Annotated in this window: 20 protein-coding genes; 4 read left to right on the top strand and 16 right to left on the bottom strand. The window is 61.6% G+C overall.

The annotated features are described in order from the left end of the window. Positions 1–159: 159 nt before the first annotated feature. Positions 160–1,071 carry a LysR family transcriptional regulator gene (locus CHU94_RS05560; RefSeq protein ID WP_094477593.1) on the bottom strand — a complete coding sequence of 304 codons (912 nt, stop codon included), beginning with the start codon at positions 1,069–1,071 and terminating at the stop codon, positions 160–162. A gap of 100 nt (positions 1,072–1,171) precedes the next feature. Here CHU94_RS05560 and CHU94_RS05555 point away from each other — a divergent pair, with 100 nt between their 5' ends. Then, on the top strand, positions 1,172–1,945 hold the full coding sequence (locus CHU94_RS05555) for an SDR family NAD(P)-dependent oxidoreductase (RefSeq protein ID WP_094477591.1): 774 nt from the start codon (positions 1,172–1,174) through the stop codon (positions 1,943–1,945). 57 nt (positions 1,946–2,002) lie between these two features. Here the strand turns inward: CHU94_RS05555 and CHU94_RS05550 are convergent, their stop codons facing one another. The 4 genes from CHU94_RS05550 to CHU94_RS05535 are packed head-to-tail and all read right to left on the bottom strand — an operon-like array spanning position 2,003 to position 11,520. After that, positions 2,003–2,692 (bottom strand): OmpA family protein, encoded by a 690-nt coding sequence (locus CHU94_RS05550; RefSeq protein WP_141211392.1) that lies wholly within the window; start codon positions 2,690–2,692, stop codon positions 2,003–2,005. Further along, positions 2,689–2,973: a CsbD family protein gene (locus tag CHU94_RS05545; RefSeq protein WP_255033859.1), complete on the bottom strand. Its 285-nt coding sequence runs from the start codon at positions 2,971–2,973 to the stop codon at positions 2,689–2,691. The genes CHU94_RS05550 and CHU94_RS05545 overlap by 4 nt, the downstream gene beginning before the upstream one ends. Before the next feature lie 3 nt (positions 2,974–2,976). After that, entirely contained in the window at positions 2,977–3,291 is a 315-nt protein-coding gene (locus CHU94_RS05540) for a BON domain-containing protein (protein ID WP_094477587.1), read from the bottom strand. Between the two features lie 60 nt (positions 3,292–3,351). Then, entirely contained in the window at positions 3,352–11,520 is an 8,169-nt protein-coding gene (locus tag CHU94_RS05535; protein WP_255033858.1) for a glucoamylase family protein, read from the bottom strand. 647 nt (positions 11,521–12,167) lie between these two features. Here CHU94_RS05535 and CHU94_RS05530 point away from each other — a divergent pair. Continuing rightward, complete coding sequence (locus CHU94_RS05530) at positions 12,168–12,887, top strand: Crp/Fnr family transcriptional regulator (protein WP_176451935.1); 720 nt, start codon at positions 12,168–12,170, stop codon at positions 12,885–12,887. A gap of 3 nt (positions 12,888–12,890) precedes the next feature. Here CHU94_RS05530 and CHU94_RS05525 read toward each other — a convergent pair whose 3' ends face one another. Together CHU94_RS05525 and CHU94_RS05520 are read right to left on the bottom strand one after the other, a co-directional pair. Then, complete coding sequence (locus CHU94_RS05525; RefSeq protein WP_094477583.1) at positions 12,891–13,049, bottom strand: DUF3309 family protein; 159 nt, start codon at positions 13,047–13,049, stop codon at positions 12,891–12,893. Then, a complete protein-coding gene (locus tag CHU94_RS05520; RefSeq protein WP_094477817.1) occupies positions 13,046–13,795 on the bottom strand; it encodes a Crp/Fnr family transcriptional regulator in 750 nt (249 codons plus the stop codon). The genes CHU94_RS05525 and CHU94_RS05520 overlap by 4 nt, the downstream gene beginning before the upstream one ends. A 166-nt stretch (positions 13,796–13,961) precedes the next feature. On the opposite strand from CHU94_RS05520, the gene CHU94_RS05515 reads away from it, so the two are divergent. Together CHU94_RS05515 and CHU94_RS05510 are read left to right on the top strand one after the other, a co-directional pair. After that, positions 13,962–14,162, top strand: coding sequence for a hypothetical protein (locus CHU94_RS05515; RefSeq protein WP_094477581.1), 201 nt, complete (start codon positions 13,962–13,964; stop codon positions 14,160–14,162). A 6-nt stretch (positions 14,163–14,168) separates the two neighbouring features. Further along, on the top strand, positions 14,169–15,029 hold the full coding sequence (locus tag CHU94_RS05510; RefSeq protein WP_094477579.1) for a GGDEF domain-containing protein: 861 nt from the start codon (positions 14,169–14,171) through the stop codon (positions 15,027–15,029). A 12-nt stretch (positions 15,030–15,041) separates the two neighbouring features. On the opposite strand, the gene CHU94_RS05505 is transcribed toward CHU94_RS05510, so the two are convergent. From CHU94_RS05505 to CHU94_RS05465, 9 genes are all read right to left on the bottom strand, one after another. Next, a complete protein-coding gene (locus CHU94_RS05505; protein ID WP_094477577.1) occupies positions 15,042–15,365 on the bottom strand; it encodes a hypothetical protein in 324 nt (107 codons plus the stop codon). A 4-nt stretch (positions 15,366–15,369) separates the two neighbouring features. Then, complete coding sequence (locus CHU94_RS05500) at positions 15,370–15,651, bottom strand: hypothetical protein (protein ID WP_141211391.1); 282 nt, start codon at positions 15,649–15,651, stop codon at positions 15,370–15,372. Positions 15,652–15,702: 51 nt separating this feature from the next. Next, the gene (locus CHU94_RS05495) at positions 15,703–15,918 is read right to left on the bottom strand and encodes a glycine zipper 2TM domain-containing protein (protein WP_094477573.1); all 216 of its coding nucleotides are present in this window, start codon (positions 15,916–15,918) and stop codon (positions 15,703–15,705) included. Positions 15,919–15,957: 39 nt separating this feature from the next. Continuing rightward, positions 15,958–16,536: a hypothetical protein gene (locus CHU94_RS05490; RefSeq protein WP_094477571.1), complete on the bottom strand. Its 579-nt coding sequence runs from the start codon at positions 16,534–16,536 to the stop codon at positions 15,958–15,960. A 219-nt stretch (positions 16,537–16,755) separates the two neighbouring features. Next, complete coding sequence (locus CHU94_RS05485) at positions 16,756–17,169, bottom strand: hypothetical protein (protein ID WP_094477569.1); 414 nt, start codon at positions 17,167–17,169, stop codon at positions 16,756–16,758. A gap of 130 nt (positions 17,170–17,299) precedes the next feature. Further along, complete coding sequence (locus CHU94_RS05480) at positions 17,300–18,115, bottom strand: class III extradiol ring-cleavage dioxygenase (protein WP_094477567.1); 816 nt, start codon at positions 18,113–18,115, stop codon at positions 17,300–17,302. 33 nt (positions 18,116–18,148) lie between these two features. Then, entirely contained in the window at positions 18,149–18,814 is a 666-nt protein-coding gene (locus tag CHU94_RS05475; RefSeq protein ID WP_255033857.1) for an ATP-binding cassette domain-containing protein, read from the bottom strand. Between the two features lie 153 nt (positions 18,815–18,967). Next, positions 18,968–19,543 carry a YceI family protein gene (locus CHU94_RS05470; protein ID WP_094477565.1) on the bottom strand — a complete coding sequence of 192 codons (576 nt, stop codon included), beginning with the start codon at positions 19,541–19,543 and terminating at the stop codon, positions 18,968–18,970. Between the two features lie 40 nt (positions 19,544–19,583). Next, positions 19,584–20,156, bottom strand: a complete 573-nt coding sequence (locus CHU94_RS05465; RefSeq protein WP_094477563.1) for a YceI family protein — start codon at positions 20,154–20,156, stop codon at positions 19,584–19,586. Between the last annotated feature and the right edge of the window lie 6 nt (positions 20,157–20,162).

The following is a 20,162-nucleotide window of genomic DNA, read 5'->3' as shown; positions in this document are numbered from 1 at the left end:
GTGTTGCCACAGCGCTTGCTGGATGCGATGAGGTGACTTTAGGGACCCGCGGCAGAAACCGAAATACGCCGTGTGGCGTACACCCAATGCGGTGCTGGGCAGATGCAAAACGCTATTTATTTGATAGCTGTTTGCGCTTATTTCATAAGGTCTAGAGGCCTAAATGGCATGTAAATATCCATCCACCACCAAGGCCAGCCAGTCCATCACCACGCGTACGCGCTGTGACAGATTGCGCCGATTGGCGTACACCAGCGTCAGCGGCATGGGCGGCGCAACATGCTGGGGCAACAGCTCTGCCAACTGGCCGCTGCGCAGCACTTCGCGCACGCCCACACACGGCACCTGGATGATGCCCAGCCCGGCCATGCAGGCGGCCACATAGGCCTCGGCGTTGTTCACCGTCACCGCCCCATGCATGGGCACCAGCACCCGCGCACCCGCAGCGTCCTGGTACTCAAACGCATCGGGCTTGGCGCCCAGGGTGTTGGTGTAGTGCACCAGGTGGTGGGCGGCCAGATCGGCTGGCCCCTGCGGCATGCCGCGCTGCTGCAGATAGGCCGGGCTGGCGCAGTTGACCATGCGCATGGCCCCCAGCGGCCGCGCCACTAGGCTGGAGTCGCCCACCGCACCGGAGCGCAGCACGCAGTCAAAGCCCTCACGCACCAGGTCCACCCGGCGCTCGGTGCTGCTGATCTCCAGCTCCAGCAGCGGGTGCTGGGCCAGCAGCTCGGGCAGGCGGGGGATCACCGCATGGCGCGCCATGCTGGTGCTCATGTCGATGCGCACGCGGCCGCACAGGGTCTGCGCCCCCTGCTGCTGGAACATGGTTTGCACCTCATCCACATCAGCCAGCAAGTCCTTGCAGCGCTCGTAAAACGCCTGGCCATCCTGCGTGGGCTGCACCTTGCGCGTAGTACGGTGCAAAAGCCGTGTGCCCAGCGTGGCCTCCAACTGCTGCACCGCGTTAGACACGCTGGCTTTGGGCAAGCCCAGCGCATCGGCCGCCTGCGTGAAGCTGGCCAGCTCGGCCACACGGGTGAAGATCAACATGCGATCCAGGGTACTCATTGTTTAATTATTACGAACAAACTAATCAATATCTACATATTTATCAAAAACAAACCGCTTAATAGACTCGCTTCCCTCACCAACCCTCAAGGAAGCAAACATGAACTCCACGACCATCCCCACCCCCATTGCACTGGTCACCGGCGGCAGCCGCGGCCTGGGCAAAAACACCGCGCTGCACCTGGCCCGCAACGGCAGCGACGTCATCCTCACCTACCGCAGCCAAGCCTCTGAGGCGCAGGCGGTGGTGGCCGAGATCACGGCCCTGGGCCGCCGCGCCGTGGCCCTGCCACTGGATGTGGGTGACAGCAGCAGCTTTGCAGACTTTGCCGCGCAAGTGAAGGCTGCGCTGGCCAGCACTTGGCAGCGCGAGCGCATGGACCACCTGGTGAACAACGCCGGCATCGGCATCCACGCCAGCATCATGGAAACCACCGAGGCGCAGTTCGACACGCTGGTGAACATCCACCTCAAAGGCGTTTTCTTCCTCACGCAGAAACTGCTGCCGCTGATGAACGACGGCGGGCGCATCGTCAACATCTCCAGCGGCCTGGCCCGCTTTGCGCTACCCGGCTACGCCGCCTATGGCGCGATGAAAGGCGCCATTGAGACGCTGACGCGCTACATGGCCAAAGAGCTGGGGCCGCGCGGCATTGCCGTCAACGTGGTGGCGCCCGGCGCAATTGAGACGGACTTTGGCGGCGGCGCTGTGCGCGACAACGCCCAACTCAACGCCTTTGTGGCGGCCAACACCGCACTGGGACGCACCGGTGTGCCGGACGACATTGGCGCCATGATCGCCTCACTGTTGACCCCTGCTAACCGCTGGGTGAACGCCCAACGCATCGAGGCCTCGGGTGGCATGTTTTTGTAAGACCTCAGCGGTGCGCCGAGCGTTACCGCCACCCAATTGGTGCAAGGAAGTTTTTATTCAAGGTGTGGCTGGCTTGGTGCCCTGGACTTCTACATCCACACGGCGATCTGGAGCTAGACAGGTGATCCTGACGCTGCGGTTGCCACGCAAGCAATCTGTAACGGCAATTACAGGTTGTTTTTCACCCATACCGATAGCGTCGATTGCAGTGGCGGACACCCCGCGGGACACCAAATAGTCGCCCACCACCGTCGCCCGCTTCAGGGACAGCTTTTGGTTGTACGCGGCAGTGCCCATGCGGTCTGTGTGCCCCGTCACTTGGATGACGTCGTAACTGGCGCCTTGGAGCTGCAGGGCCAATTCGTCCAGCATGTTCATGCCTTCGTTGTTGAGCGCAGATTTATCAAACGCAAACAGGGCATCCGAGGAGTAGCTCATTTTTTGGGGAGCCAACGGCACTGGAATCGGCATGGGCGCAGCAACCACAGGAGGTGGTGCAGGCTGGGCGGGCGGCGCTGGCACGGGAGGCGTCGCCACCGCAACAATGGCGCCATCACACGGTGCGACGGCCAGGGCCGGCGTCCACTCGCCGCTGTGCCAGCATTGGCCCGGCGTGGCAGAGCCAATGAACTTACCACTAGCGTCCAGCCAATAGCCGGGTTTGGCGATGGTTTGGGCCTGGATACCGAAAGGAATTCCGAGCAGCAAGGCGCCACAAGATGCCCAGAGGATGGAGTGTGTTTTCATGATGGTGTGTCTTTCTCGGGTGGTTTTTTGAACCAGGGTTCGCTGGCTTTGCGCGCCCATTGCGCCATTTGGCGTTCCACTTCTAAAGTGCTCAAGGCATAGTGCTCTTGTAATTTGCCCATGAACTGCTCGCGCCTGCCGGCAATGGCAGTCAGTTCTTCATCGGTAAATTTTCCCCATTGCGCCTTGGCCTGGCCGGCCAGCTGTTTCCAGTTGCTCTCCACCAGGGCCCAGTACCGTGCGGCGTCTTTCATCACGTTCTCCTGTTCAGCGTGGGACATGGTTCAAGGGCGCACGGTGATTTCGTTCTTTACCGAGGTCACACCACCGACCTTACGGGCGATGCTCTCTGCGGTGCTTTTTTCGGTGGCGTTTTTGGCAAAGCCGGACAGCATCACGGTGCCCTTCATGGTTTCCACGCTGATGGCTGTGGCGTCCACCAATTTGCTCTCCACAAAACGGCTCTTGACCTGGGTGGTGATGGTGGAATCGTCGATGTAGGCCCCCATGCTTTCCTGGCCGCGCTGCACGGCACAGCCGGAGAACGCAAGCACAGCAAAAAGAACGGCGCTACTGGCGAGGCGGGACAAGGTTTTCATGGTGTTCTCCAAAGGGGATGAATGGGTACGCAGCCAATGTAGGACCCGCCGCCGGACCTGTCAGTGCGCTGGCGCACTGATGACCCTGCGGATGGGAACCAGATAATGCGCGGGCCCTGCCAACACACGCCAGGCCAAGCGTTCGCCCACCTGCAAAACCGTCGCGTTTAATGCCAGCGCCCTCGCATCAATCTCGGTATCGTCCAGACGCTGCAAAGTGAAATGCAGGTCGCAACCCTCGCGTTGCAAATGCAGGCTCGCCTCGGGCCAGTGGGCGGGTAAACAGGGCATAAACCAGAGTTCGGTCGCGCCCTGTTGCAAGCCCATGATCGACTCCAAGGCGGCACGGTGCATGAGCCCCGCAGAGCCCGTGTACCAGCTCCAGCCACCGCGCCCGACATAGGGTGCTGCGGCGTACACATCGCCCGCCATCACATAAGGCTCCAGGCCGTATACCGGGCCATGCACTGGGTCTTGGCTGCGGTGCGCAGGGCTCAGGTAAGTGAAGTAGGTATAGGGCAGGTCCGTGTGGCCTGCTGAGGCCAAGCGCGCTTGTGCCATCAGCGCCCACACCCCTGCATGGCAATACTGCCCGCCGTTCTCCCGCACGCCGGGTGGGTAGCTCTGGATGTAACCCGCGCGGGGCACCATGTGTTGCAAAGGCGGCGTCAGCAAGCGGATCAGCCCCGAATGGGGGTCCACCAGCTCCGTATGGGCCGATGCCATGGCTGTGGCCTGCTGCTCCGGACTTGCCACCCCCGACAACACTGCCCAGGCCTGGGCGATCAGGTCGATGCGGCACTCCACATTGTGGCTAGCCCCCAAAACCTGGCCATCGTCAAAGTAGGCCCGGTGAAACCAGGCGCCGTCCCATGCGCTGGTATGCAAGGCCTGCTCCCAGCGGGCTGCCGCTTCACGCCAACGCTGTGCGCGGTCCAGCTCACCGCGTTGCTCGGCCCGTGGTGCCCAGTCGCGCACGATGTAGCAGACAAACCACCCTAGCCAGACCGACTCGCCGCGTCCCAAGGGACCCACGGCATTCATGCCATCGTTCCAGTCGCCAGCACCCATCAGGGGCAAATCGTGGGCGCCGTGCCTGAGGCTGTGATCAATCGCCCGTGCAGCATGTTCGTACACCGCAGCCTGCTCTGCGCTGGCCCCGGGCGTGAAGTAGATATCTTCTGCCCCCGCGGGAATGTCCTGCCCCTGCAGAAAAGCCACCGGAGCCTCGAGCAGTGCGGCATCCCCCGTCGCATGCAGGTAGCGGCTGCAAGCGAAGGGCAGCCATAACAGGTCGTCCGAGATATGCGTGCGCACGCCGGCCCCCAGGGGGCTGTGCCACCAGTGCTGCACATCACCCGCTTCAAACTGGCGCGAGGCGCACAACTCGATCTGCGCGCGCAGCAACTCCGGCTGCGCCCATGTTAGCGCCATGGCGTCTTGCAGCTGGTCGCGGTAACCCGTGGCGCCGCCAGCCTGGTAGAGGCCTGCCTTGGCATACAGCCGACATACCACGGCCTGGTACAGCAGCCAGCGGTTGACCAGCACATCAAACAAGGGGTCAGGGGTGTGCACCTGGGTCGCGTTAAGCAGCCCCTCCCAATAGGTCTGCACAGCAGCCCCGCGTTTGGCAGCGGGCACACGCAGGGCACTGTGGGCCAGGTTCAGGGCCAAGGTGGCGTCCGGGGCATACCCCACCAAAAACACACGCTCGGTGTGTTCGCCGCCTTCCAAGCTTAAGTTCTGGGACAGTGCTGCACAGGGGTCGAGTCCATCCCCCCCATGCGACGCCAGCCGGGTCGGCATGACCAATCCGCCACCGGCATCAAAAAACTCCCGCCGGTCACAGGTCCATTCCAGGGCACCACCGCGGTTGACCTCTTTGGTCGCCAGAAATGCAGTGCCCCCGCCCAGCCCTCCCGAACGCTCACGCTGGTGGCACAACAACACCGTGTTGCGCCCCGCCACCAGCGTCTCCTGATGGCAGGACGTGAAAGTGCTGGCCCGGTCCTGCCGCACCGCGCCCATCACCCACTCCACCAGAGCCACCAGGCGCAGCGCCACTTGGCGTTCACCACGGTTGTGGATTTGCAGCTGCATTTGTTTGACCGCCGTGTGTGGATCCACACACCAGTGCAGATGGATATGCAACGGGCCATGTTGGTGTGTGATGTGGGTGCCACCAGGCCCATGCACCACGGTATATGCGGACCGCATATCGCCCCAAGCGTTCGGTGCCAGTGACCAGGTCTCCAGCGTCCGACGGTCCTGCAGCATCAGCCACTCACCAGGCGGGTCGGCCACCGGGTCGTTCGACCAGGGGGTGAGCTGGTTCATGCGGCTATTGCGCGCCCAGGTGTAGCCACCGCCGGTTTCGGTCAGCACCGTGCCAAACTCCGCATTGGCCAATACATTGGCCCAAGGACGCAAGGGGCGCACGTGATGTGCCACCTCAAAGGCAAAGTCTCCGGACTCCGTATCAAAACTGCCAACGCTGACCTGTTGCGCAGATAACTGAGCCCCAGCCAGCCCTACAGCCTGGCTGGGCCGCTGCTGGCGCAGCAAGGCATCGCGCTGGTGCAAGGCCTCCCACTCCGCCACATGGTGCGCCAAAGGACGGCCATCGGAATCGATGTGGATGCGTGCCAGCACATGCAGGGTACTGCGCTCATCAGCACTCAGGACATCATGGCGCAGCGCAAAAAAATGGGCGGAACCCCACGCACGGCCCGGGGGGCAATCGGACTGCAGCCGCTGCACCTGCTCCAGCAATTCGCGCTGCAGCGGCTGCTGGTAAGACACCGGCTCGGAGTTGATCACCACCAGATCACAGTCCACCCCACCCCAGGCCCATAGCCGCAGCCCCTGGGCCAACGCGCGCACCAAACCCAGCCCCTGAATGATCGCAATCGATACCAGAATGATGGGGCGGTCCCCCGAAATTCCCCAGCGCCACAACACTGATTTGTCACACACCACGCCCGGTGGAGGAGTCGCAAATGCGCGACCGATGTGGGGCTTGTTTAGCACCAACAAAAGCGCAGTGGTGAGAGATTGCACTGCGGCATAGTTTTCGGGACTGATACGTAAGGCACGCAAGCGAATGCCGGTGAGGGTCGCAGACATCAGCGACGCCCGTTGCAAGTGATTGGCCTGCTGGTACTTGTCGAGCAAGGCATGCAACAGCTGGGCATCCGGCGCTGCAGCCGTGGCAAAGGTCAACACCGTTTTGGCATGGGGCGCGAGATGGATGCGCACCACCAGTGCAGCAACCGGGTCCAGGCCGTTGGCCGCCACCTCTGGGTCCTGAAAATATGGGTGCGGGGGCGCCGCAGTGTCGCTCCAGCCACTGTCATGCCCGGGCTTTCGGTTACGCCCGGCCCATTGCAGGCGGTCCGCGCAAGCACGCACCTGGCGCACGCTGGCATCGGTATGCGCCAAAAAGTGCACTGCACTGACAGCAGCCTCGCTAGCAATGCGGGCTTTTCTCTCCATCAGCAGCGCGCGATGCGGCTCCAGCCACTGCGTGTTGATGAACAGGCTCGAGAACGCGGGATGTGCAGCATCGGCTTCGGCGCGGGCCAAGGTGATCTCCAGCGCCGAAGACAGCTCCAACAGAGCGTTTTCGTCCTCCAGATTACAAATCTCGATTTGCCGGAACTCGATATCGTCTTCCGGGCTTACCCACACGGTGATTTGCGCCCTCAGGTGTGGCCAGAGGGCAGACAACACCACCCGGTCTGCATGGAACGTACAACCATATTCGGCTTGCGGGTCGGGCACCGGGTGCTGGGTCAGGGAATGGCGCTGATCGGCAAACGGTCCCGACAACGTGCGCAGGTAGAAGAAAGTTCCGTAGGCATCACGCAGCGCATCGTCGCGCCAGCGCGAGACTCCCACGCCCTTCCATCGGCTCCAGCCGGCTCCATTGGGGCGCAGCGCAACGCTGTAGTTGCCGTTGGACAACAAATGGCTAGGTTCCACTGCCGTGGCGCCGGGGGGCATATTGCGCAACAGACCAGGCACGCGGTGGCGCAACATCTGCAACGGTGAGCCAGCAGCCAAGCTCAGATACTGCGAAACCTCCTTGGGAAGACGTTCGTGGAGCAAGGCTGAGGCGGCTTCCAGGTGCGGGTCAGCCATGCCCCAACGCTGCACCACGCCATCCATCAACACATTGGCCAACGCCACAATGCACATGCCCTGGTGGTGTGCCATGTAGGTGACCACGAGAGTAAAGGGCTCGGATCCACTCTGGCGCGCCGGCGTGTAGTCCAAGGCTTCAATGAAGCCACAGGCCTGACGGGCACCCAGCGCCTCCAGGCATCGCAGGTTCGCCACGGCAGCCACCGGATCGACCAAGGCGGCCAGTGCCGTGGCATAAGGTGCCACCACCAGCTCCTGCGCAGGTGTGCGACGCAATGCCAGTGCCGGCGCACCTTGTGGTGCGTACTGGTAGGCCAGGGAACTGTCACGCCCAGCATAGGCGGACTCGGAAATGCCCCAGGGAACACCGCGCAAGGTTCCGTAAGCCTGCTGCGCCTGCACAGCCGCGGCATTGGCCACCTGCAGCACACTGTTCATGGGTTCGGCCAGCACCAGCAAAGGCATAAGGTACTCGAACATGGAGCCGGACCACGAACGCAGCCCCACCTGCAAACCCGACACGTAGTGCATACGACCCAAGGCCGCCCAGTGCACCACCGGAACATCGCCTTTGGCGATGGCCAGCAGGCTCGTCAAGCGCGACTCCGAAGCCAACAGGTCGTAATAACTGGCGTCGAGCTCCTGCTCCAAAACCCGGTACCCGATGTGAAACAGGCGCCGCTTGGCGTTGTAGAGAAACCCATACTCGGCTTCCCACGCCAAGCCCTGCAGCGCCAGCGCCAGTGCCTGCAAACGTACCCTGTGTTTGGCCGTATCCGGCATGCGCGCCCTGGCAAGACAGGCTTGCGAACTGGCAAGCAGATGACCACTGAGGTTGCCACTGTCCACGGTGGACACGTAGACCGGCAACAGGGGCGCCAGGGTCTGGGTGTCATACCAGTTAAAAAAATGGCCGCGGTAACGCTGCAGCGTCCGCAGGGTGGCCAGGGTCTGCTCCATGCGGTCCAGCATGTTGCCTGTGCCTATCCAGCCAAACTCCGCGGCACAAGCGGTGCTCAGTAGATACAGGCCAATGTTGGTCGGCGAGGTTCGGTGGGCCAACTGGTCGCTGGGCACCACCTGCAGGTTGTCGGGCGGCAGGTAGTTGTCCTCACGAGTGACACAGCGTTCGAAAAAACGCCAAGTATCCCGGGCCACACTGCCCAGGTACAGGTGGTCAGATTCGGACAAACTCTGCGCCGTGCGGACTTGCGGCACACGGCTGACCAGCCAGGTGCCCACCGGAGATACCCACCAGAGCATGAACAACGCATAGGCATACACCGGGTGCTCCACCTGACGCACCAACACCGCCGCTAACACCAGACTCATGGCAGATACCGGCCAGTGTTGTCGCAACAAGGGTGCCAAACCGGTCTTCGCAGAAGCCTGCGCCGAGGCGGCCGTAGTCCACTCCAGCAAACCTTGGCCACTGACCAGCATGCGGTACATCGCACGCACCATGGCATCTAGCCCCAGGGCCGATTGGCGCAGCAGCTGTGCCAATTGCCACGCCCCCACGCACAGGGCGCGCAACAATTCAGTGCCTGCCTGCGCATAAAAGTACCGCAGGGCCACATGGGGCCGGCTGGGAAACAGCCCTGCAAAAGCCCCCATGAGGGGCCCGGCCGTATAAGCTGAAAACACCAAACCCAAGGCCCATGCTGGTGACAGCCCCACACCGCAAACCGACAGCAACAATAAGCCCACGGCTGCGGGAGCCACCAGCGAGCGGCGCAGGTTGTCCAGCATCTTCCAGAGATTGATAGCGGTAATGCCGTACTGCCTGGCACGCAGGATGAAGGGGAGTAACTGCCAATCCCCGCGTGTCCAGCGGTGGATGCGGGCATACGCCACGTCCGGGTGGTGGGGAGCGTCTTCCAACACGGTCACATCAGTCACGGCAGCACAGCGCGCCAAGGCACCTTCCAGCAGATCATGGCTGAGCACCCGTTCATCGGGAAGGCGCCCGGCCAGCACCTGGTACAAAGCCTGCACATGCAACAAGCCTTTGCCGGTGAAGGTGCCTTGCGCAAAAATGTCCTGGTACACCTCGGAGCTGGCCGCGCTGTAGGGATCTATGCCGTACTGCCCGGAGAACAGCCAGTGGTAAGGCGTGCGCATGTTGTGCGCTGGCAGCGGTGTGGCAACCCGTGGTTGCAAGATGCCGTACCCTGCGACCACGGTGCGCGTAACGGGGTCCACTCGCGGATGGTTGATGGGGTGGGCGGCAATGCCCACCAGCGAACGCAGACGCCCGGAGGGCAGCTGTGTATCGGCATCCAGCGTCAACACATAGCGGGTGTCAGCTCGCAGGCAGCTGGCATGTCCCAAGTCCACGAAACCGGCGTTGTTTCCATGCGCCAGAGCCGCAATCAGTTGCTCCAGCTTGCCCCGTTTGCGTTCCCAGCCAATCCAGCGCTGCTCGGACTCACTGTAGCGCCTCTCACGGTGTAACAACACAAAGCGTGGGCAGCTCTCGCCATCTGCTCGCGGGTACTTCTGGTTCAATCCCACGATGCATTGCAGGGCGTGCGCCAGCAAACCGGCATCCCCTGACACCGTGTGGGTTGGCGCATCTAGCCAGTCGGTCAACAAGGCGAACTGGGCTTGCTCTTCGGTATTCGCCAGGTAGTGCAGCTGCAAACGGTGGACCAAAGTGTCAATGTCTTGCGAGTTCACCAGCATGCCAGGAATCACCACCAGCACCCGGTGCGCCGGGGTGATGCCTTCCAAAAAGGCCAACCGCGGTAGCCGTGCAGGCCGCACAGACTCACTCACCAGCCGGTTGACCAGCGCGACCATAGCCTCTGACGCTGAGATGCCCAAAAGCCCGAGGGCCAACCAGCTCCAAACGGTACGGGGAACCAGTCCGGGTGCCCAATGTTTGGTCAGCAACCACCATACTAGGCCTGCGGTGCTGCAGACGATGGTGAGCAGATAGACCGGCAACGCCATACGCCGAATCAGATCCGGCCCATAGACCTGGTATGCCGCGCCCATGCCCAGAGCGTGACGCAAAGCGGGGGCGCCCTCTCCCTGCAGCCAGTAGGCAGGTACCGTACTGGCCAGGTGATCCGGGTTCGCCTGGGCCATGGCAGCCAGCAAAGCCCTGGCCACCTCAGCCTCGCTTCGGGCGCTGCGCTTGGCCAGCGCCTCCACCGCATGCAGGGTGTCTTCGCGCGTCAGTGGATGCTCTGCCTGGAAGGCTGGACTCTCCAGCAACAAGCGGGTGGCAATGTCGACCTGGCCAATCACGCTGGCCCAGTCGGTATCCCCAATGGCCCGCAAGGAGGTGACAGAATTACTCACACTGACGTTGTCAGCGGCCTGGTCCGCACGCTGCTGCACCAACATCTCAGCCACATCGGGCATGGTGATGTACAACCAATCTTTGTAGACCGTGTTGCTGTGTAACACCGTGGCCTGCATCCGCAAGGCCATTTGAGCCAGGAATACCCCCCCCACGCCCCGGGGGCGCAGCAGATCCAGCAAGGCCTTCAATTGCGCAACATCATGCCGGTCGAGGTCGTCACAGCAAATGTTGGCCAATTCACGGGCTGCCTTGTTGGCAGCCACCCGGTCAGCCAAGCGGCGCAGGTTTTCCATTAGCACGACACGCAGGGTGGTTGGCAGCGCCCACAACTCGCTCAAGTTCAGTGCGCAAGTCTCCTGGTAGGCGCGCAGAAACCTCACCAGCAGGTCTTCGTCAAAGGCGCCATCGGTGTGGGCGACAAAGGCCCAGGCAACGCCGTACACCCTGGGCAAACCTTCCAAAGGCGCTTGTACCAGCACGGGCAATGACTGGAAGTACGAGCGCGGCAGCCCGTCATACACCTCTTTGAATTGGGCCTCCAGCAAGTGAAAGTTTTCCAGCAACCACTCTGCGGCGGGGCTGATGTCATAACCAGTTTGCGCTTGGGAGCCTATGTAAAGGTTGGCCAGGCGCAGGCGCTGGATGTTATTGCGCAGACGGGGGGTGAAACTCTCACGCTGCTGGCCCACACTGGTGTATCGGTGGCTGATACCCAGGCTGCGCCCGTGCTGCGAGAAACGCCCCTCACCGAACACTTCAGAACGCACAGGCGACTCCAGTGGACCAGCCTGTAAATCCAACACCTGCGCGAGAATGGCTGGAGCCTCAGGAAACAGGTGGTTTAGCGCTGTCAATCGCATGTATCTCACGCGGCCAAAGAGGCAGCTGCACTGAGCAGCAACACCAATAGCACCGCGCTGGTAACAGAGTGGCTCCACACAAACCGTAGTACTGATCCGGCGGCAAACTGGACCGCTATTGATCCGCTGCGCCGCGCAGTGCAGAGCTGCAAATGTCCGGACAAGGCGTCAAGCTCCATAGAAGATGTATCGGGGGGCGTCCCAAAAGCCGCTGTACTCCACGAAGGGAGCGAGGGAGAAGCATCAGGCGTCATGGGATTTCCTCGACATATAGGACCAACTCAACCGAAGGGAACCGAACCCCGTCCGGGTAGGCGTCCTCGCTTTGCGCTCTATCGTCAATAGTCCCATTGGATTTCTCCTTTTGTGGAGAACCATCCTGCGCAAATTTCACCGACAAGTCTGTTCGCCAACGCACCATTCAACTTACCGGCAAGGTTGGATTGGTGCGATACCGTACATAACAACGCTACGTGCGGGACTACACTGACTTTCAGTACGAACCACCCATCTATCTGGTTGGCACCTCGTCCCTCTAACAACCCGAGGTGTCCATGCCCCCAGATAACAACCCCAAACACAATCAACTGCTGGCCTGCCTGCCCGATGTCGAGTGGGCACGCTGGCAACCTCTTTTGGAAGAGGTAGACCTGCCCTTGGGCAAAGTACTGTACGAATCCGGCGCCGTGCTGCGGCATGTGTACTTCCCTACCACTGCCATCGTGTCCCTGTTGTATGTGCTGGAAAACGGTGCCTCTGCAGAAATTGCGGTCGTAGGTTTTGAAGGGGTGGTCGGAATCTCACTTTTCATGGGCGGTGGATCCACCCCTAGCCGTGCTGTTGTGCAGAGTGCGGGAAGGGGTTACCGCTTGAGCTCCCACACCATGAAAGACGAATTCAACCGATCCGGTCCGGTGATGCACCTCATGCTGCGTTACACCCAGGCATTAATCACCCAGATGTCACAAACCGCAGTGTGCAATCGCCACCATTCGCTGGACCAACAGCTGTGCCGCTGGTTGCTGCTGAGCCTGGACCGTCTTCGCGGAAGCGAACTCATCATGACGCAAGAGCTGATTGCCAACATGTTGGGAGTGCGTCGCGAAGGTGTGACCGAGGCAGCACTCAAATTGCAGCGTGCCGGCCTTATTAGCTACGCACGAGGACACATCAATGTCATCGACCGCGCAGGCCTGGAAGCCCGGACTTGTGAGTGCTACGAGGTCGTCAAAATCGAGTACGAACGCCTGCTACCCAAGGCGCAGGCGACCTGACAATCAGAAGCGCCCGGTGAGTACCAGAACCAGCAAAATGATCACCAGCAGACCCAGACCACCAGTAGGCCCGTAGCCCCAGGACTGGCTGTGCGGCCAAGCCGGAAACACCCCGACCAACATCAAAACCAGAACAATCAATAACAGTGTGCCAAGGCTCATGCCGTACTCCTTTGGGTGGGTATAGAAAAAACCGCGTTGTAACTTTCACAATCGCGCTGGTAGCAGCTGCAAGCCGCGGCCTCCAGTCCTGCACGGTGCAGCACGCGGACTACGCCGCGGTGATAGTCAATCAGCCCGGCGGTATGCATGGCAGTGGCGGCATTGGTCACACTGACCCTGCGTACACCCAACATGGCAGACAAGAAAACGTGCGTCATGGGAAACACATCACCCGGTGAGCGGTCATGGCCCATGAGCAGCCAGCGGGCCAATCGTTGCTCGACCCGGTGAAAGCGCACACAGGCACAGCCATTTGCCAACTGATCGATCGCCAGATAGGTAAACCGCCGGGTTACTTGCAACAAGGACGAACAGCTGGCTAGCAAACGAGAAAACTCTGCAGCACGTATCCGCAATGCCTGCCCACTTTCTTGCACCAAGGCCTGGACGGTGGTGCGGGCCACCCCGAGACCCAGCGCCGTTCCCAACATGCCCTCGGCTCCCACCATACCGACCTCGATGGCATGTACGCCATCAGTGGTCGCAATAAGGGAGACATACCCACACAAGGGAAAGTACACGTACGCCAGTACATTCCCCGGCTCCCAAAGAACCTGATGCAAGGTCAGGTCCACCCGTTCTGCCTGGGCCAAAACTTGGAGGCGATCTTTGCGGGTCAGACGGTTCAACAGCAAGTTATTGCCAGTGGACGGATGGGGCGGCTGAGCGCCAGAGACGGCAGTCATGGAGTCCTTTGGAATGTATCTGGAGGGCAGTGTGGCCCCGGAGAATGAGGTCATCTGTACGCTGGGGCACCATGGTCCGAAAGAGCTCGTACCAGTAGTTCGTTGGCGTACAGACCGTGCTGAAGCGCCTAGGTAAAACCAGGCTTCCACATCCCAAGGACGCCCCATGACACGCATCACCATGAGCAAAAGCCACAAACACCTCGTCCGCGATACCAGCCGGGACGCGCGCATGCCAGACAGCACCGTGGCACTGCGACAGGCCACCACGGCGCAGGTCCATAAAGAAACCCTGCATCTGCCTAGCCGCCCGGCAACACCACATGGGGCGCAGCCAACCCAGGCCACTGCGCGCAACACGCGCTAAACAGCCATGAGCGCGATACCTGGGTACAACGGCCTGCTCCGCAAGGAGACTGCAGCATTGCCCGTGGCTGCACCCGACTGGGACCACATGCTCAATGCAGTGAAACTACGCCTGAACCTGACGGTGGGCGAACTCTCGGCACAGGGACATGGACAGACAGACAACCATGTACTTTCACGCTTTTGTATCAGCGTGTTGGAATGTGTGGAATCGCTGGACGCATTGCAAACCCGCCTGGACTGCGAATTGGATCGCAATGCCCTGCTCAAACTCGAAATGTTGGAAACTCAGTCTGCGCTGCTGCAAGCGCGCAAAGAGTTGCTGGGCACTCGCGCCGGCGAACGGCGAGCACGCCACAGCGCCGAGCATGACAGCCTGACGCAGCTGCCCAACCGCAGCTATTTTGAAAACCAGCTGCAACACGCAATGGGCGAACCCCATGCCTCCGAGCTGGGTCTGGCGATCCTGTTTCTGGACCTGGATGAGTTCAAGGCCGTCAATGACACCCAAGGCCATGGTGCGGGTGACGAGTTGTTGCGAGTGGTCGCAGCGCGCCTGAATCAAGCCGTGCGCATGGAGGATGTGGTGTGCCGCTTGGGTGGTGATGAATTTGCCTGCTTGCTGCGGGGTTTGGGCAATCGCAAACAACTGACCCAACTGGCGGCAAAATTGTTTGACTCGGTCAAGGCACCCTGCAAGATAGGTACACACGACCTGACGGTACGCCCCAGCATCGGCATTGCGATTTGCCCCAGTGATGGCCTGACACCAGAGTCGCTGCTCAGAAACGCGGATGCCGCCATGTACCACGCCAAACGCCAGCGAACCGGTTATGCGTTCTATGATGAATGCACTCAGGGGGCTTAAAGCCCGGGGGCTTTAAGCCTCGGACGATCCCGCGTACAGCATGAGCTGGTGGGCCTCCAAATACTCCAGGCATTCGCCCAGCTCAGGGTTGTCAGTCGCCGCGCGGGCCGCAAACCAACAGGCCGCCGACGCCAACAGCCCGATGCTGGGCACTGCCAGGAGTACCCACTGCGATGCCAGGGGCGTAATGTCCCATAGCATCGTGGAGGCGCCCGCAAGAGCGAGCCCAACGGCGGCTAACACCACGGCCCCCAGGTAACACAAGACTTTGTATCCCCAGTACACAGCCAGCAAATGCAACATCTGCCGGCTGTGCAAGGCATGTGGCGTCGCCATGTGCTTAGCGCGGAGTGTGGGAGCGGCTTAGCAAACTCGCCAGCCCCATCAGGACTGCGCCAGTGGCAGCAGCCATGAGCAGAGACTTGAATGGCTCATTGCGCACATAGTCGCTCGCCACCTCGCGGGCGTGTGTGGCCCGCTGTTGCAAGTTCTGGCCTGTGTGGCGCAAGGCCTCACCGCCGCGGTGCATGAGCGCATCAGCCTGTTCAGCCGCCTCGGTCATCAAGGGCAGAAGGCCGTCACTCAGGGGTTCGGTGGGCTGGGGGGTATTGGACATTAGCATGGAGCGCTCCGTAAGGGTGGGTACAAGGGGGGCGGGTTGAGGTGTGGCGAATCACGGCTTGGTCACTTCGTGGCCGATAACGCCGCCGACCGCGGCTCCACCGATGGTGCCCAGGGGACCGCCGCCCAGCACCGCACCGCCAACGGCACCGGCGCCTGCGCCAATAGCGGTACCCTTCTCTTGGGCTGTCATGCCTGCACAGCCAAACAGGCTGGCAAATGTGACCGCGTAAATGGCCGCGTAAGTGGCATTCGTGATGGGGTTCATGGTGTTACTCCTGAAATGATTGGAAGGTCAGCACAGTGATTACTTGCCGAACTTGACTTTGGCTTCGCTCACGCAGGTGTCTTTGGCGACACCTGCCATGGCATCGCACTTTTCTTTGGCCAGCGCATAGGCCGCCGTGGTTTTGTCCTCAGCAGCGTCTTTGCGGGCGTCCTGGGTGGTTTCTCTGGACTCCTTGTTGGCGGCGCGGGTCTGCATCTGGACTTTGGCATCGGCCTTGGCTGTTACCTCTAGGGACTTGGCTTCTTTGACGCACACGTCTTTGGCATTGCCAGCCTTCTCGCTGCAGCGTTCTTTGGCCATGTCGTAGTCACCTTCCGCTTTGGTCAAGCGTGCTTTGTAGTGGTTCTTCTCGGTAGGCTGGTAATTGGCCTCGAGATTGGCCTTGGCCACATTGCGTCCGGCTTTGGCATCGACGACGCAAATGTCTTTGGCATTACCCGACAGTGCATCACATTGGGCCTTGGCCGCTTTGTAGTCATCTGCCACGACCTGCTGACCCGCTTTGTACTCCGCCTTGGGCAAGCCCTGGGCCAGGAGCGTGGTGCTGGCGACAATTCCCACGGCAAGAAAAATCGATTGGAGTTTGAAGTTGGGCATAAAGCCTCCTGGGTAATACAACATCGACGTAACACCAGCACTGCACATGCCAGCTGTCACGGTTCATCACCAAACCAGCAAGAAAATCGCTGCCTCTGGATCCGATGGTTGCAGCTTAGGCAGCCGGCCTGCCATGGTCTGTCTGGCAGAGTACAGAGACAACGACGGCTTCCCAGTCATGCCGAATCGGCATGACCAACAAAGGAAAGCACGGCCCCCTCAAAGCTTGACGCTGGTGCGCAGCAGCGCTGTTCTCAACTCCCGGCTGGCGGGTTTTGACACATCCACGACTTGCACTGCCAGGTCGAACTGGGAGCGTGGTTGGATGTTGCTGGGCAGTACTTTCTTGATGGGCGTCGTCGCCGGGTACTTGCCGCCGGCAGCACACATGCGAACGGAAAACCCGAATTCGTCGAGCACGCCTTTCGCGTACAACTCCGCCAGCTGCTGAAACGACACAAAGGTGGACCGCCGCACTTCTTTGCCCCCTGGCTCACTGACGCCACGCACGATCTCGAATTTGCCCAGTGAGTCGCGTTGGGTGTTGGTGAAGGGGTGCAGCGCCACCGTCACACGCGGGCCTCCCTTGAGGGGCGTCATCGTGTGCTCGACGGCGATATCCGTTAACAGCATGTCGTTTTCCTTGTCATTCCGATGTAGCTGAGGCACACAGTGTGCGACGCAGGCCACCCGCACCGTGCGGGGACGGACTTTAACTGAACGACGGCAACAGGCAGGCGCTTACCACCTGCGGGTGCAGCCACTAGGCCGCGCTGAAGCGGAAGCTGGAAGCTGTCACACCACCAAAGATGCCGTCCTCGTGGTAGACGCAGCTGGCCGTGTCACCCTCGGCCGCGCCCACGGCCACCATCAGCGGCAGCAGGTGCTCTTCGCGCGGGTGGCACAGGCGGGCCGCCGGGGCCTGCTCCCAGTCCAGCAGGTACTGCGTGCGCTGCGCGGCGGGTGCAGCCACGGCCGTTTGCAACCAGGCATCAAACGCTTGTGAAGGCGCCTGCCCCGCACGGCCAAAGGCGCGCAGGTTGTGATAACTCAGGCCACTGCCGACGATGAGCACGCCCTCGTCGCGCAGCGGCGCCAGCGCACGGCCCAGGGCCAGGTGTTCGGCTGGGTCCAAGCCAGCGCGCAGGGACATTTGCAACACCGGCACATCGGCCTGGGGGTACATCACGGCCAGGGGCACAAAGGTGCCGTGGTCGTAGCCGCGCTGCGCGTCTTGCGCCACGGGCAGGCCAGCCGCCTCCAGCAGCGCCTGCACGCGCTGTGCCAGCGCAGGGGCGCCGGGCGCGGGGTATTGGATTTGGTAGGTGTGGGGCGGAAAGCCGCCGTAGTCGTACACCATACCGGGCGCGGGGCTGCTGCCCAGCGTGAAGGCACGCGCCTCCCAGTGCGCGGTAACCATCAACACGGCCTTGGGCGTTTGGCCCAGTTGGCGCGGAATGTCGGAGAGCGACTGGGCCAGCGGCTGCATGGCAGCCGCCATCTCTGGCATCCACGGCCAGGGGCCGCCGCCGTGCGAGATGAAGTAGGTGGGCAGACGGGACGACGCAGGTGGGGACATGGAGGGTCTCCTCAGACAAGGGGCGGGCGGGAGTCAATCGCCCAGGTCAATCGTATGGGCCAGCGGCACACCGGCCGGGGCTTCGTAGTCGGCCACCACCCAGGCGCGCGTGGTGTGGGTGGCCGCCTCCTGCAAATAGTCCAGCACGCAGCGGATGGAGGTTTTGTCCACGGCGGCAAAAGGCTCGTCCAGCAGGGTGAGTGCGGCGCCCGAGGCCAGCGCAGCCAAGAGCCAGACCTTGCGCTTGGAGCCGGTGGACAGCATGTACAGCGGCTTCTCCAGGTGCTGCGTGAGGTCCAGCGCCTCCGCCAAGTCTGCCTGCAGCGTGGCGTCCCAGTGGGGGTGGCGCGCGGCGGTGCGGGCCAAAAAATCCACACCGCGCACCTGGTCATGCGCGCTGGTGCGTGGATCCATCCAGAATACCTGCGCGCGGTAGGCAGCAGGCTGATCAGCCAGCACCGTGCTGCCTATCTGCAGGTGGCTGCCGGGCAGCTGCAGCGCACCGGCCAGGCAGCGCAGCAGGCTGCTTTTGCCCCGCCCTTCCCCGCCGCCCACCCAGCTCACACCGGGCGGAATCTGCAGCGCTGGCAGGTCCAACACGGGCGTGCCCGCCGGGGCCCAGCGCAGGGCCCGGGCATTCAATACAGAGGCAGATGCAGGGCTGGTAGGGCTGAGGATCGCGGTGGGTGAAGGGGACATGGATGCAGGACAGTGGCCGAAGAGCGCTTATTTTGCTACAAATACAGGAGCTGCTCGCGCAGTATCTACGGCGCCTAGAGGCCAATTTGGCTCTAAACCGCATAAAAAAGCCAGCCCCAAGGGCTGGCTTTGGCTGTGGCTGCGTCGGGCAGATTACTGCTTGACAGCTTCCACCTGGATCACCAGGCGCACGTTCTTGGGGAAGCCCCAGTCCACGCCGTAGTTCATGCCAAAGGCAGTGCGGTCGATGGTGGTTTCAAAGTCGCCGCCGCACACTTCGCGCTTGAGCATGGGGTTTTCGTAGCAGTTGAACTGGGTGGCCTTCAGGGTCACGGGCTGGGTTTTGCCCAGCAGGGTCAGGTTGCCAGCCACTTCGCTGACCTTGTCGCCGTTGAAGGTGAACTTGGTGGACGAGAACTTGATGGTGGGGTGCTTGGCAGCGTCGAACAGGTCGGCGCTTTGCAGGTGCTTGTCAAAGCCGGGGGTGCCGGTGTTGATGGAGGTCACGTCCACCGAGATGTCTACCTTGCCGCTCTTGCCAGCTTTGTCCAGCTGGATGGTGCCTTCTTTCTTGTCGAAACGACCGCGGTTGGTGGTGGCACCGAAGTGGCCGATTTCAAAGGTCACAAAGGTGTGGGTGGGGTCGATGCCGTAGTTGGCGGATTGGGCTTGGGCCGCGCCTGCAAAAGCCAGGGCCGCGACAGCGGCAGCGATGAACGTCGTACGCATAAATACTCCAGGTTAAAAAAAGAAAAGGGAAACCAAACAATCAGAACTTGCCCACGCCGGTCAGTGCCAGCTTGAACTTGACTTGCACGTCATCGGCCACCATGGAGGTGTCCGCCCACTCGTTTTCACCAATCTTGAAGGCCAGGCGCTTGATGGGGAAGGTGCCGGTGGCGGTGGTGGTGGCACCGCTTTGGGTCAGCACCACGGGCACCACCACGTCGCGGCTGGCGCCCTTGATGCTGAGCTTGCCGCTCACATCAAACTTGCCGCCGCCCAGGCCCTTGATGCTGGTGGATTGGAAGGTGGCCTGGGGGAACTTGGCGGTGTTGAACCAGGTGGCCTTGGGCAGTTCGGCATCGCTCTCGGGGGCGCCCAGGGTGGCGCTGGCGATGTCGACCGTGAAAGCGATTTTGCTGGTGTCAGGCTTGGCAGGGTCAAACGCGATTTGCGCGTCAAACTTCTTGAAGCGGCCTTCCACGGGCACGCCCATTTGTTTGCTCACAAACACGATTTCACTTTGGGCGGGCACCAGCTTTTGCTGGGCCAGCGCGAGGGTGCAGCTAAGGGCCGAAGCGGCGACGAGGGCAGACACAAGAAGACGGGAAACAGTCATGGAAAG

Source organism: Rhodoferax sp. TH121 (assembly GCF_002251855.1).
In the GTDB taxonomy this organism is placed as follows: domain Bacteria; phylum Pseudomonadota; class Gammaproteobacteria; order Burkholderiales; family Burkholderiaceae_C; genus Allorhodoferax.
This window is presented reverse-complemented; position numbering and strand designations above follow the sequence as displayed.